12 protein-coding genes are annotated in these 12545 nt (G+C 74.3%); 5 read left to right on the plus strand and 7 right to left on the minus strand.

From position 1 onward, the window contains the following. Positions 1-40: 40 nt before the first annotated feature. The gene (locus ACGFI8_RS26050; protein WP_392808743.1) at positions 41-955 is read left to right on the plus strand and encodes an LLM class flavin-dependent oxidoreductase; all 915 of its coding nucleotides are present in this window, start codon (positions 41-43) and stop codon (positions 953-955) included. A 90-nt stretch (positions 956-1045) separates the two neighbouring features. On the opposite strand, the gene ACGFI8_RS26055 is transcribed toward ACGFI8_RS26050, so the two are convergent. The 3 genes from ACGFI8_RS26055 to ACGFI8_RS26065 all read right to left on the minus strand — a co-directional run bounded on the left by ACGFI8_RS26055 (position 1046) and on the right by ACGFI8_RS26065 (position 5160). Then, the gene (locus tag ACGFI8_RS26055) at positions 1046-1525 is read right to left on the minus strand and encodes a MarR family winged helix-turn-helix transcriptional regulator (RefSeq protein ID WP_392808745.1); all 480 of its coding nucleotides are present in this window, start codon (positions 1523-1525) and stop codon (positions 1046-1048) included. A 59-nt stretch (positions 1526-1584) separates the two neighbouring features. Beyond that, positions 1585-2640, minus strand: coding sequence for a zinc-binding dehydrogenase (locus ACGFI8_RS26060; protein WP_392808746.1), 1056 nt, complete (start codon positions 2638-2640; stop codon positions 1585-1587). A gap of 99 nt (positions 2641-2739) precedes the next feature. Continuing rightward, positions 2740-5160 carry a glycoside hydrolase family 3 N-terminal domain-containing protein gene (locus tag ACGFI8_RS26065; RefSeq protein ID WP_392808747.1) on the minus strand — a complete coding sequence of 807 codons (2421 nt, stop codon included), beginning with the start codon at positions 5158-5160 and terminating at the stop codon, positions 2740-2742. A 250-nt stretch (positions 5161-5410) separates the two neighbouring features. Here ACGFI8_RS26065 and ACGFI8_RS26070 point away from each other — a divergent pair, with 250 nt between their 5' ends. Beyond that, positions 5411-5554: a hypothetical protein gene (locus tag ACGFI8_RS26070; protein ID WP_392808748.1), complete on the plus strand. Its 144-nt coding sequence runs from the start codon at positions 5411-5413 to the stop codon at positions 5552-5554. Further along, on the plus strand, positions 5533-6231 hold the full coding sequence (gene pqqC, locus ACGFI8_RS26075) for a pyrroloquinoline-quinone synthase PqqC (protein WP_392808750.1): 699 nt from the start codon (positions 5533-5535) through the stop codon (positions 6229-6231). Before ACGFI8_RS26070 ends, pqqC begins: the two co-directional genes overlap by 22 nt. A gap of 18 nt (positions 6232-6249) precedes the next feature. On the opposite strand, the gene ACGFI8_RS26080 is transcribed toward pqqC, so the two are convergent. Genes ACGFI8_RS26080 through ACGFI8_RS26095 form a run of 4 tightly spaced genes read right to left on the minus strand, consistent with a single transcriptional unit; the run spans position 6250 to position 10717 of the window. Then, a complete protein-coding gene (locus tag ACGFI8_RS26080) occupies positions 6250-7473 on the minus strand; it encodes a rhomboid-like protein (protein WP_392808751.1) in 1224 nt (407 codons plus the stop codon). A 57-nt stretch (positions 7474-7530) separates the two neighbouring features. Next, positions 7531-8271, minus strand: a complete 741-nt coding sequence (locus ACGFI8_RS26085; protein WP_392808752.1) for an ABC transporter permease — start codon at positions 8269-8271, stop codon at positions 7531-7533. Then, positions 8268-9779 carry an ABC transporter permease subunit gene (locus ACGFI8_RS26090; protein WP_392808753.1) on the minus strand — a complete coding sequence of 504 codons (1512 nt, stop codon included), beginning with the start codon at positions 9777-9779 and terminating at the stop codon, positions 8268-8270. Before ACGFI8_RS26090 ends, ACGFI8_RS26085 begins: the two co-directional genes overlap by 4 nt. Further along, positions 9776-10717, minus strand: a complete 942-nt coding sequence (locus ACGFI8_RS26095; protein WP_392808754.1) for an ATP-binding cassette domain-containing protein — start codon at positions 10715-10717, stop codon at positions 9776-9778. The genes ACGFI8_RS26090 and ACGFI8_RS26095 overlap by 4 nt, the downstream gene beginning before the upstream one ends. 77 nt (positions 10718-10794) lie before the next feature. Between ACGFI8_RS26095 and ACGFI8_RS26100 the strand changes: the two genes are divergently transcribed. After that, entirely contained in the window at positions 10795-11457 is a 663-nt protein-coding gene (locus ACGFI8_RS26100) for a response regulator transcription factor (protein WP_392808756.1), read from the plus strand. Continuing rightward, positions 11457-12524 carry a sensor histidine kinase gene (locus tag ACGFI8_RS26105; RefSeq protein WP_392808757.1) on the plus strand — a complete coding sequence of 356 codons (1068 nt, stop codon included), beginning with the start codon at positions 11457-11459 and terminating at the stop codon, positions 12522-12524. The genes ACGFI8_RS26100 and ACGFI8_RS26105 overlap by 1 nt, the downstream gene beginning before the upstream one ends. Positions 12525-12545 lie beyond the last annotated feature (21 nt).

A 12545-nucleotide genomic window follows, 5' to 3' on the forward strand; every position in this document is an offset into this window, starting at 1 on the left:
TGATCGCGCCTCGGCGGTTTTCGCGACGAAAGGCTGAGCTTTGTCTGCACGGAAAGTGTCGTTCGGTTTTGGAGCCCACAGCGGCATCACCGACGGGCCGGAGCTGCTGCGGATGACGCAGCAGGCCGACCGGGACGGGCTCGATCTGTTCTCGTTGTCGGACCATCCATACATCGGCGGACGGCTGGACGCCTACGCCTCCATCGGGTTCGTCCTGGGCCGCACGCAACGACTGTCCGGCTTCGCCAACGTAACAAACCTGCCGCTACGGCCGCCGCCCATGCTGGCTCGGACGGTCACCTCGCTGTCGGCGCTGTCGGGCGGCCGGATCGTGCTGGGCATGGGTGCCGGCGGGTTGTGGGACCGGATCGCCGACATGGGCGTGCCGCGCCTGTCACCGGGAGACGCCATCGAGGCGTTCGAAGAGGCCATCGTTCTCGTGAAGAAGCTTGCCGGCGGCGGTAGTCCAGTGACCCACCAGGGCCCGCACTACGGGGTGCGACAGATCGAGCCGGCTCCCGTGACGGCGCCGCCGGTGTGGACCGGATCGGTGGGCCCACGCTCCCTCGCCGCCACGGGCCGCGTCGCCGACGGCTGGATCCCCGGTCACGCGGCGGACTGGCTCAGCGAGCGGTACCGGTCGTCGCGGCCGATCATCGACGACGCGGCGGTCGCTGTGGGCCGCGATCCGCGCGAGGTCCGCACGATCTTCAACTTCCCGGGCCGCATCACCGACCGGCCGGTCGCCACCCCGCGTGACCGCGAAAGGGGTTGGCTCGGTGGCTCCGTCGACCAGTGGATCGAGGAGCTCACCGGCGCCGTCCTGGAGCACGGTGCCGGTGGCTTCATGCTCTTCTCGCCCACCGGCGGCACGACCGACATCACGTCCCTGGGTCGATGGGCCAACGAGATCGTCCCGGCGGTCCGGGAGGCGGTGGCGAAGGACGGCGGCTGAGCGCCACAGGCCCGCATGGTGCCCAGCCGCGACGACGGCGCGGGCGGGTGACGAACCCGCCCGCTGCACCGGTCGTCAGTCGCTGCGGCGTTACTGCCGGTTGGCGGCCGGCACCGCCTCGTCGAGCTCGATGAAGACCATCGGCACCGCGTTGTCCCGGACGATCCGGCCCAACAGGCCAGCGAGCGTCGTGCGCTCCTCGCCGGTCAGGCTCACCGGCAGGTGCTCGATTCGACGGCAGGTCTCGGCGTAGAACTCCTCGGCGAGCCGGCCGCCCCGCGTTGTGAGCGCAACTCGTACCGCCCGCGAGTCCCGCGGGTCCGGTTCACGTCGGACCAGGCCGTTGCGCTCGGTGCGATCCACCAGGCCGGTGAGGCTCGACTTCGCCAAGCCCAGCATCGAGCTGAGCTCGCCCATGCCATACGGCTGCGCCATCAGGACGCACAGGAGCTGTCCCTGCTGCGGGGTAAGGCCATGCCCTCGACCCGACTCGGCGTACACGGCATTGACCAGGAAAGCGGTGCGCACCAGAGCCGTCACGACGCCGATCTGGTCATTTTCCTTGCCCACGCAAAAAATCGTACCTTGCTGGTCAGCGAGCAGGCCTGCGACCGGATGGGCGGCGCGGGTCAGCCGGTGGCGGACGGGTCGACCCGGATCAGCACCTTGCCGACCGCGCCGGCCTCGACGGCGGCGTGGGCGGCGGCCGTCTCCGCCAGCCCGAACACGTGCAGCGGCACGCCCGCATCGGCGCCGAAGCGCAGGCCGCCGTCGGCCAGGGCCGCGTTGACGGCCGCGGCGCCGTGGGCGAGGGCCTCCCGGCTCAGCGTGTACAGCACGAAGAACTGGTAGCGGACGTTGAGCACCATGTGCCGGCGCACGTCGACGGCGAGCGGGCCGCCGCGGCCGTCGTTGGCGTAGACGGCGATCGTGCCGCCCGGCCGCAGTACCGACAGGTTCAGCTCGGCGTTGTGCGCGGCGGCGACCTCGACGACCACGTCGACCCCGTCGGGGAACGCGTCGCGGATCTGGGCGGCCGCGTCGGGCTCGGTGTAGTTCACCACGCGGCCGGCCCCGGCGGCGCGGGCGAGCGCGGCCTTCTCCGGCGAGCTGACCGTCGCGACCACCGACGCGCCGGCCCACGTGGCAAGCTGGATCGCGGCGTTGCCCACGGCCCCGGCCCCGCCGGCGACGAGCACGTTGACGCCGGCGAGCGCGCCCGGGGCCAGCTGAGCCGGGGCGCCGTCGTGGACGGTGAGCGCCCGGTGCGCCGTCAGCGCGGGCACACCGACGCTCGCGCCGGCCTCGAACCCGGCGCCGTCGGGCAGCGGCGTCACCCGATCGGCCGGCACCACCGTGTACCGCTGCGCCGTGCCGCTACCGGGCCGCTGATACGCGGCCAGCATCAGCCACACCCGATCCCCGGCGGCGAGCCCGGTCACCCCGGCGCCCACCGCGTCGACCACCCCGGACCCGTCCTGGTTGGGCACGGCGCCCTCGGCGGGGACGTCGGACGTGGCCGTGGCCCCGGTGCGCTGCTTCCAGTCGGTCGGGTTGACCCCGGACACCACCACCCGCACCCGGACCTCGCCGGGGCCGGGCTCGACGATCTCCCGCTCGACCTCACGCAGTACCGAAGCGTCACCGAACTCCGTGTGCACGATCGCCCTGTTCGTCTGGCTCATACCGTCAACCCTACGACCGGTACCGGGGCTGACGGCTCGCCGAACGGAGACCTGCGCCCCCGCCCGGCGGTGTCGCGGGCGGGGCGGGGTTCGCGTATGTCAGGAGACGGTGCAGGCGGCGCCGTTCAGGGTGAAGGACGTGGGGCGGGGGTTGGTGCCGGTGTAGGTGGCGTTGAAGCCCAGGGAGAGCGAGGCGCCCGCGGGCAGGGACGGGTTGTAGGTCTCGTTGCGGGCGGTGACCGCGGCGCCGGACTGGGACCACACCGCGGACCAGCCCTGGGTCACCTTCTGGGTGCCGGGGAAGGTGAACGACAGGGTCCAGCCGTTGAGGGCTGAGGTGCCGGTGTTCTTGACCGTCAGCGCGCCGGTGAAGCCGCCGCCCCAGTCGTTGACCGTGTAGGCCACGGCGCAGGACGACGACGGTGGCGGGGGCGACGTGTTCGGCGGGGTGGTCACCGTGGCGGCGGCCGAGGGCGGGCCTGCGCGGCCGGCCGCGTCGACCGCCACCACCGTGTACTGCGTCGTCGTGCCGGGGGTCAGGCCGGTGAGCTGGTAGGTGGTGCCGGCGACCGTCGCGAGGAGGGTGTCGGCGCGGTAGACGCGGTAGGAGGTGGCCGTGGTGCCGGTCGTCGGGGCGGTCCAGGTCAGGGTGGCCGAGGTGCTCGTGACCGCGGAGACCGTGGGCGTGCCGGGCTGGCCGGGGGCTGTGGGCGGCGGGGTCGTGGTGTAGGTGAGGCCGAAGCCGTACGGGAACAGGGCCGGTTTGCCGTCGCCGTCGTTGATCGGCTGCTGCGACGCGGACTGCATCCAGGTCACCGGGAGCTTGCCGGTCGGGGCGTAGTCGCCGAAGAGGACGTCGGCAACGCCGGCGCCCTCGGTGCCGGGCAGCCACGCGGCCAGCAGCGCGCTCCAGTCGGGCAGCTGCGCGGCGATGTCCAGCGGCCGGCCGGAGACCAGCACCACGACGACCGGGACGCCGGACGCCTTGAGCGTGGCCAGGGTCTGCAGGTCGGTGGTGTCCAGGCCGAGCGAGCCGGGGCGGTCGCCCTGGCCCTCCGCGTAGGGCGTCTCGCCGATGACGGCGACGGCCGCGGCGTAGGACCGGTCGATGCCGGCGCCGGTGGCGTTGTACGTGACGGTCGCCTGCGGGGCCGCGGCGCGGATGCCCTGCAGGATGGTCGTGCCGGGCGTGATGTTGCCGGCGGCGCCCTGCCAGCTGATGCTCCAGCCGCCGCTCTGCAGGCCGATGTCGTCGGCGCTCTTGCCGGCCACGAAGATGCGGCCGCTCTTCGCCAGGGGCAGCACGCCGCTGTTCTTCAGCAGCACCTGGGACTCGCGGACGGCCTGGCGGGCCACCTGCCGGTGCGCGGCGTTGCCGACGGTGCCGGTCAGCGTGCGGTCGGCGAACGGGCGCTCGAACAGCCCGTACTCGAACTTCTTCGTCAGGATCCGGCGCACCGCGTCGTCGATGCGGGCCATCGTCACCCGGCCGGCCTGGACCTCGCCGCGCAGCGTGGTGATGAACGACTTCCACTCGGTCGGCACCATCACCATGTCGATGCCGGCGTTGATCGCGCGGCGCACCTCGGAGGGGGTGAAGCCGGCCCCGCCCTCGATCTGGTCGATGCCGTTCCAGTCGGACACGACGAACCCGCTGAAGCCGAGCTCGCCCTTCAGCACGCCGTTGATGAGGTAGTCGTGGCCGTGCATCTTCTGCCCGTTCCACGAGGAGAACGAGATCATCACGGTGGCGACGTTGCGCCGCACCGCCTCGGTGAACGGCGGCAGGTGGATGGCGCGCAGGTCGGCCTCGGACAGCTGGGTGTCGCCCTGGTCGACGCCGCCGGTGGTGCCGCCGTCGCCGACGTAGTGCTTCGCGGTGGCCAGCACGCCGCCGCCCTGGTAGCCGTCGATGATCGTCGCCATCGACACCGGCAGCTCCGGCTTCTCGCCGAACGACTCGTAGGTGCGGCCCCACCGGTCGTTGCGGGCCACGCACACGCACGGCGAGAACGTCCACTGCACGCCGGTGCCGCGCACCTCGTCGGCGGTGATCCGGCCGACCTGCTGCGCCAGCGCCGGGTCGCGGGTCGCGCCGAGCCCGATGTTGTGCGGGAAGAGGGTCGCGCCGACGACGTTGTTGTGGCCGTGCACGGCGTCCGAACCGTACAGCAGCGGGATCTTCAGCGGCGTCGCCAGCGCCCCGCGCTGCAGCCCGTCGGTCATGTCGGCCCAGCTCGCCGCGGTGTTCGGCGAGGGCGCCGAGCCGCCGCCGGACAGGATCGAGCCCAGACGGTACTGCGTGACGTCGGCCGCCGTCGCCGACCCGCGCTCGGCCTGCGTCATCTGCCCGAGCTTCTCGTCGAGCGTCATGCGCGACATGAGGTCGGCGACGCGCTGCGGGACCGGCAGGCTCGGGTCGAGGTAGGGCTCGGCGGCCGCCGCCGGCAGCGCGCCGGACAGCGTGGCCGTGGCGAGCGCGGCGGCGAGCAAAGCACTGATCAGGACGGGGCGGCGCATGACCCGGACACTAGGCCGCGGGTACGACACTTTTCCGTGCTTCGATGCGACCGGCCGCGTCGGCGCAGGTCAGGCGGGCGCCGCCGGTGAAACGTTCATGGCCGCCCGTGGGGGGTCGCCGCCGGCGGCCCGGCAAAGCTGTTTCGGCGGGTCCGCGCCGGGTAGCGCGATCGCAGCCCGGCGCGCCCGTCGGCGCGGCCGGGCCGACCACAACGACGACGCATGGACGACGCACAGAACGGAGCGAACATTGGCCACCACCGACCAGACCCAACCCACACCCGTGCCGGACCGCCGGCAGTGGCACGCCCCGCGGGTGGAATGCCTGGAGACCCGGCCCGAGATCTCCGCCTACTCCGGCACGGGTGACCCGTGGCACCGCCGGCCGCGCTGAGCCAGGAGGCGTTCGCCGGGGCGCTGCAGGGGCTCGCGCAGTACTACTGGGACCGGCACCCCTTCCACGTGCGGCTGCACGAGGGCGGCTGCGGTCCGGACGAGATCCGGTCGTGGGTGGCCAACCGCTGGTACTACCAGCGCTGCCTGGCGCAGAAGAACGCCGCGATCATCTCGCGGTGCCCGCTGCCCGAGGTGCGGCGGGCGTGGCTGCCGCGGGTGCGGTTCTACGACGGCGCGCACGAGGAGGAGGGCGGGCTGGCCGAGTGGCTCGTCCTCGCCGACGCGGTCGGCCTGTCCCGGGAGGAGGTCCTCGACGAGCGGCACGTGCTGCGCGGCGTGCGCTTCGCCGTGGACGGATACCTGCACTTCTGCCAGACCCGGCCGTGGACCGAGGGGGTCGCGGCGGCGCTGACCGAGCTGTTCTCGCCGGAGCTGATGAGCCGGCGCCTCGCCGCGTGGCGGCGGCACTACGACTGGATCAAACCGGACGGCCTCACGTACTTCGAGACCAGGATCGCGGTGGCCAGCGAGGAGAGCGCCGACACGCTCGGCCTCGTCCTCACCCACTGCACGAGCGCGGAGCAGCAGGACGCGGCCCTGGCCGCGCTGCGCTTCAAATGCGACGTGCTCGGCGCGATGCTCGACGCGATCGACTACGCGGCGACCGGCGGGTGACGGCCCGCCGCCGGTCCCCTACCGCGAGTCCGGAACACCCGCGCCCTCGACGACACCGGGCACGGGTGTTCCGCCGATTTCGGTGAGCGCGCCGGCCAGCGCCGGTTGGCCGGCCGGGTCACCGAGGTCGCCGAGGTCGCCCAGCAGCAGGAGCACGCCCCGGCCGGCGGGCAGCGCGCGCACGGTCGCGTCCACCGTGGAGTCGCGCAGGCCGGCGTCGTGCCAATGCGCCACCGCCGCGGCGCCGGCCGCGCCGACCACCAGGCCGATCAGCGGCAGGCCGGCGAAGGTCCCCAGCACCACTCCCCAGCAGGCGCCCGCGCAGGCACCGTCGATCGCGCTCATCTCCCGGGTCTCCCGCAGGTGTGTCCGGCGCGCCCCGTCCGACCAGGCCACGACGGCGTCGTCGAGGCGCAGCCGGAGCCGCTCCTGCAGGCGCAGCACCGTCGTGAGCGCCGCCCGGGCCTGCGCCACGTCGGCGAACGAGTAGGCCGCCGTCCGGCCGGCGCGCAGCGGGGCCGGGCGGCGGAGGCGCCCGGCCAGCGGGCGGCGGCGCATCTGCCAGCCGGCGAGGAAGCCCAGCAGTGTGGCGAGCAGATGGCCGACGTCGGTGAAGGTGGCGTCGGACAGCAGCGGCACGAGCGCGACGCCGAGCGCCAGCGGCACCAGGAAGCGCCGCGCGCGCACGGGCAGGGTGAACGCGAGCGCGCCGGCGACGGCGTGCGTGCCGTAGCTCGTGCCGACGTCGCTGGCCACGGTGATCGCGTCTTCGATCCGGTTCGCGCGGACGCCCGCGAGCAGCAGGCCGTACACCAGGCAGCTGGCCACCGCGTTGGACAGGAAGAACACCTCGAGTAGCCGGCGCCACCCCCACAGCACCTCGGCCACGGACAACAGCAGCAACAGCTGGACCATCACGAACGGGCGCACCTCCCCGTCGAGCAGGAAGGCGCTGGTGAACAGGGTCCAGATCCTGTGCTGGCGCAGGTTGGCCACGTTGCTGGAGTTGGCGAGCACGACCTGCAGCTCGGTCTGCGGGCTGACCGCGTGGTCGAGGACGAGTCCGATGACCACGACGGCCAGCACGTACAGCGGGGCGAGCCGCACCCGGGCCAGGAACGACAGGCAGACGATCGCCCTGGCCCGCCAGCCGCCCGCGTCGCGGAGCGCCTCGGCGAGGTCGCCGACGGGCAGGTACGCGACCGGCACGAGACCCGGCGGGTCCTCGTACAGCCGTTTCACGCCGACGACGTTCACCAACGTCCAGCATCCGTCACCGGCCCGCGGCCGTCACCACCCTCAGGCGTCCCGGCCGACCAGCAGCAGCCAGCCGGCCAGGAGGCCGCCCAGCGCCCACAGGGCGAGCACGCCCAGGCCGGCCCAGGGGCCGATCGGCAGGGTCGCGAGGTTCTTCGTCGCCTGTACCGCGGTGCCGGCGCTCATCGGCCCGATCTGCTGCAGGTGCCGCGACCAGGTCTCGTCCGTCACGACCCGAGCGACGATCGGCCACGCGTAGAGCAGGCCGAGCACGATGCCCGCGGCGGCGGCCGGGCTGCGCACCGCGGTCGCCAGGCCCAGGCTCAGCAGGGCGATCAGCTCGAGGTACAGCACCGACCCGATCGCCGGGCGCCACAGGAACTCGTGCGCGGGCAGCAGCAGCCGGCCGGCCAGCAGCGAGCCGGCCACCCCGGCGAGCGCGGCGGCGCCGGTCGCGGCCGCGGTGACCAGGACCTTCGCGGCGAGCATCCGGGTGCGGCGGGGCACGGCGGCGAGGCTGACGCGGACCATGCCGGTGCTGTACTCGTTGCCGATCACCAGCACCGCGAGGATCGCCACCAGCGCCTGGCCGAGCTGGACGCCGGTCAGGCTGACCTTCGTCAGGTCGGCGGCGCAGCCGGCGGATCCTTCGGTACCGCAGGAGACCGCCGCGGCGGCCGCCGCGCTCAGCCCGATCGTGGCCGCGACGACGCCGAGCAGCAGCCAGGCCGTCCCCGGCGACGTGCGCAGCTTCGTCCACTCCGCGTGCAGGGCCGTCCTCACGCGTCCCTCCGGCGCAGCGCGTACGCGGCCCCGCCGAGCACCGCGGCGACCCACACGGCGAGCACGGCGAGGCCGCTCCACGCGCCGAGGGGGAAGTAGCCGTCCGACGGCGAGTAGACGTTGTCGATCTGCGGCCACCGCGGCTCGCTCTGCTGCAGCGCGAACGCCGCGGCGGGGGTGAAGCGCAGCACCCAGTCGGACGCGCGCAGCGGCAGGACGGTGACCGACAGCAGGTACGGCAGGACGATGACCACGATCGACACGGTGACCGCGGTGACGCCCCGGCGCAGCAGGGCGCCGAGCCCGACGGCGAGGACCGCGCAGCCGGCGAGCAGGGCTGCGGTGCCGCCCACGATCCGCAGCTCGGTCGCGGTCGAGGCGGGGTGGACGTACACCCCGTTGTCCTGCAGCACGCCGACGCCGAACGCGACGACGACCGCGGCCGCGACGAGCCCGACGGCGAAGGTGGCCGCGCCGACGACGAGCGCCTTGGCGGCGAGCACCCGGGCGCGGCGCGGGCTGGCGGCGAGGGTGGTGCGGATGAGGCCGCGGCGGAACTCGGCGGTGACGAACATGGCGCCGATGACGACCACGACGATGAGGCCGACGAACGTGCCGGCGAGCGTCTGGCTGATCGTGACGCCGCCGCCGGCCGCGCCGGAGACGGCCGGGGCGATGTCCCCGGTGCCGGTGAGGGCGAACCCGTCCGCGGCCGGCTCGAAGCCGATCTCGCCGAGCCGGCCTGCCGCGGGGCCGCTGGGGGCGCCGACGACCGTGCCCTGCCACTGCTGCGACCACGCCCCGGCGGTGGCCAGGTGGTCGAACGTGCCGATGGCCAGGCTGGGGCCGCCCTGGATGCCGGAGAGCACCACGGCCTGGTTGACCTGGGTGGAGTACTGCGGGGAGGTGACGAAGAGCCCCGCCTCGACCGTCGCCGGGAGGCCGGGCAGCCGGGCCGTGCCGACGGTGGTCCACGACGCGCCGTCGCCGGACTGTTCGGCCTTGACGGTGTCCCCCGCACGGCTGAGCCGCAGCCACACCGGCCGGCGCGCGACGGGGGCGCCGGCCGGGCGGCCCTCGTCGTGGACGTAGTCGTACTGCATCCGCACGCCGTGCTCGCCGGTGAGCATGACGGCCGCGTACGCGGAGCCCTGCCGCGTGCCGTCCTTGAGGATGAGGCCGGCCTTCGCCCACGGCGCGACGCCCTCGCGGTTGTTCGGCGGGTCGTCGGGCAGCTGCCCGGTCAGGTCGGCGACGCGGGCGGTGACGGTGCCGTCGCCGGTGAGGGCGCGGTGCACGAACGTGAAACTGTCGGTGACCTCCTGCCCCTCCGGCCCGCGCAGCGCCGTGCACTCGGAGCCGGGGCCGTGCTGGCCGCAGGAGCCCTGCCGGCTGGGCGCGAGGCCGAGGCCGATGATGACGGCGGCCCCGGCGAGCAGGCCGACCACCCAGCCGCGCACGGTGCGCAGCTTGGTCCACTCGGCGCGCAGTGTCCGCAGGAAGCTCATCGCCCCTCCCCCGGCGCGGCGGCGCGGAACTCGACCGCGTCGCGGGTGAGCTCCAGGTAGGCGTCCTCGAGGGTGGCGCGGTGCGCGGAGACCTCGGAGAACGGCACGCCGGCGCGGGTCAGCAGGCCGACGACGTCCTCGGCGGCCGGGCCGGCGACCGTGAGCGTGCCGTCGCCGTTGGCGGTGACGGCGGCGCCGGACTCACGCAGTACACCTGCGGCATCGGCGAGCGCCGAGGAGCGCAGGGTGATCCGGCCGTTGGCCGCGCCGGCCAGCAGCTGCGCGACGCTCGCGTCGGCGATGACCCGGCCGCGGCCCACGACGACGACGTGGTCGGCGGCGCCCTGCAGCTCGCTCATCAGGTGGCTGGAGACGAGCACCGCCCGGCCCTGCGCGGCCAGTTCGCGCAGGAAGGTACGCATCCAGATGATGCCCTCCGGGTCCATGCCGTTGAACGGCTCGTCGAGCATCAGCGCGGGCGGGTCGCCGAGCAGCGCGGCGGCGATGCCGAGCCGCTGGCGCATGCCGAGGGAGTACGCGCCGGCGCGGCGCCGCCCGACGCCACCGAGGCCGGCCAGCTCGAGGACCTCGTCGGCGCGGCGGCCGGGCAGGCCCTGCGAGTGGGCGAGCCAGAGCAGGTGGTTGCGGGCGCTCCGGCCGGGCTGCAGGGCGGCGGCGTCCAGCAGCGAGCCGAGGTGGCACAGCGGCCGGTCCAGGGTGCGGTACGCGCGGCCGCCGACGAGCGCGGTGCCCTCGTCCGCGGCGTCGAGGCCGAGCACGACCCGCATGGTGGTGGACTTCCCGGCGCCGTTCGGGCCGACGAACCCGGTGACTTTGCCGGGGCGGACGGTGAACGTCATGCCGTCCAGCGCGAGGTTGGGCCCGAAGCGCTTGCGCAGGCCCTCGACGGTGATCGTGGCGTCATGCTGAGGTTGCATGGGCTGTTGCATGGGCTCAGATCTACGCGGCGGCCGGTGACACCACGGTGTCACCGCGTGGCTGGCATGGTGGAGGCATGCGCGTGCTCGTCGTTGAGGACTTCGAGATCCTGGCCCGGACGATCGGCACCGGCCTGCGCCGCGAGGGCATGGCCGTCGACGTGGTGCTCGACGGCGGCGACGCGCTGGAGCGGCTGGTCGTCACGAGGTACGACGTGGTGGTCCTCGACCGGGACCTGCCCGGCGTCGGCGGCGACGACGTCTGCCGGCACATCGTGGCCGCGCACCCCGCCAGCCGGGTGCTGATGCTGACCGCGTCGGGCACCGTGCGCGACCGGGTCGAGGGCCTGGGCCTCGGGGCCGACGACTACCTGCCCAAGCCGTTCGACTTCGACGAGCTCGTGGCGCGCATCCGGGCGCTGGGCCGCCGCCCGGCGACGGCGCTGCCGCCGGTGCTCACCGCCGGCGACCTCACCCTCGACCCGGCCCAGCGCACCGCCACCCGGGCGGGACGCCGGCTGGACCTCAGCCCGAAGGAGTTCGGTGTGCTGGAGTGCCTGATGGCGGCGGGCGGCCGGCCGGTGTCCGCGGAGGAGCTGCTGGAGCGGGTGTGGGACGAGGCCGCCGACCCGTTCACGACCACGGTGAAGACGACCGTACGCCGGCTGCGCGCCCGCCTCGGCGACCCGCCCGTCATCCACACCGTGCGCGAGGCCGGCTACCGGGTCGGTGCACCCTGATGGCCCGCCGGTGGACGCTGCGGCGGCAGCTCACCCTGCTGTACGCCGGGCCGTTCCTCGTCTCGGGCGCCCTGCTGCTGCTCGTGCCGCTGCTCGGCGCCCGCGAGACGGTGCCGGTCCCCGGCCAGGGGCAGGGCCCGTCGCCGCAGGCCCCGGACACCGTCACCGCCGGCAACCACCTGCTCGGCCTCTCGGCGGTCGCCCTCGCGGTCATGGTGCTCGTGTCGATCGTGCTCGGCTGGGTGATCGCGGGGCGGTTCCTGCGCCCGCTGCGGCTCATCATCGACACCGCCCGGGACATCTCGGCCACCAACCTGCACCGCCGCCTCGGCCCGACCGGCCGCCGCGACGAGTTCGCCGAGCTCGCCGGCACGCTCGACGACCTGTTCGGCCGCCTCGAGGCCGCGTTCGCCGCGCAGCGCCGGTTTGTGGCCAACGCCTCGCACGAGCTGCGCACCCCGCTCACGGCGCAGCGCACCCTGCTGCAGGTCGCCCTGTCCGACCCGGACGCGTCCAGCGACGGCCTGCGGGCCGCGGGACGCGAGGTCCTCGCCCTGGGCGAGGCACAGGCCCGGCTCATCGACTCCCTGCTCACCCTGGCCACCGGCGAGCAGGGCATCGAGCGCCCGGCCCCGTTCGACCTGGCCGCCGTGGCCCGCCGGGCCCTGGATGCCCGCTCGGACGCCGCGCGGGCCCGCGGCATCACGGTCACGGCGTCGCTGTCCCCGGCCCCGGTGCCGGGCGACGAGAGCCTGGCCGAGAGCCTCGTCGCCAACCTGATCGACAACGCCGTGAAGCACAACGTCGACGGCGGCCGGGTCGATGTCGCCACCGACGGGTCGACGTTGACGATCATCAACACCGGTCCGGTCGTACCGCACGCCGAGCTGGACCGCCTCTTCCAGCCGTTCCAGCGACTGGGCGCCCAGCGCGTCCGCGCCACCGGCGACGGCTACGGCCTGGGCCTGGCGATCGTGCGGGCGATCGCGAAGGCCCACGGCGCCGAGCTGTCGGCGACCCCCCGCCGGGAGGGCGGCCTGACCGTGACCGTGACGTTCCGGCCCTGACCCACGGCCGAGCCTGGTGGC

It is taken from the genome of Dactylosporangium sp. NPDC048998, from assembly GCF_043197855.1.
In the GTDB taxonomy this organism is placed as follows: Bacteria; Actinomycetota; Actinomycetes; order Mycobacteriales; family Micromonosporaceae; genus Dactylosporangium.

What these genes read in the sequence shown, in the direction of transcription:
- ACGFI8_RS26060 (WP_392808746.1), bottom strand. Translation starts at nt 2,640, where the DNA reads ATGAGCCAGACGAACAGGGCGATCGTGCACACGGAGTTCGGTGACGCT.
- ACGFI8_RS26065 (WP_392808747.1), bottom strand. Translation starts at nt 5,160, where the DNA reads ATGCGCCGCCCCGTCCTGATCAGTGCTTTGCTCGCCGCCGCGCTCGCC.
- ACGFI8_RS26090 (WP_392808753.1), bottom strand. Translation starts at nt 9,779, where the DNA reads ATGAGCTTCCTGCGGACACTGCGCGCCGAGTGGACCAAGCTGCGCACC.
- ACGFI8_RS26095 (WP_392808754.1), bottom strand. Translation starts at nt 10,717, where the DNA reads ATGCAACCTCAGCATGACGCCACGATCACCGTCGAGGGCCTGCGCAAG.
- ACGFI8_RS26100 (WP_392808756.1), top strand. Translation starts at nt 10,795, where the DNA reads ATGCGCGTGCTCGTCGTTGAGGACTTCGAGATCCTGGCCCGGACGATC.
- ACGFI8_RS26105 (WP_392808757.1), top strand. Translation starts at nt 11,457, where the DNA reads ATGGCCCGCCGGTGGACGCTGCGGCGGCAGCTCACCCTGCTGTACGCC.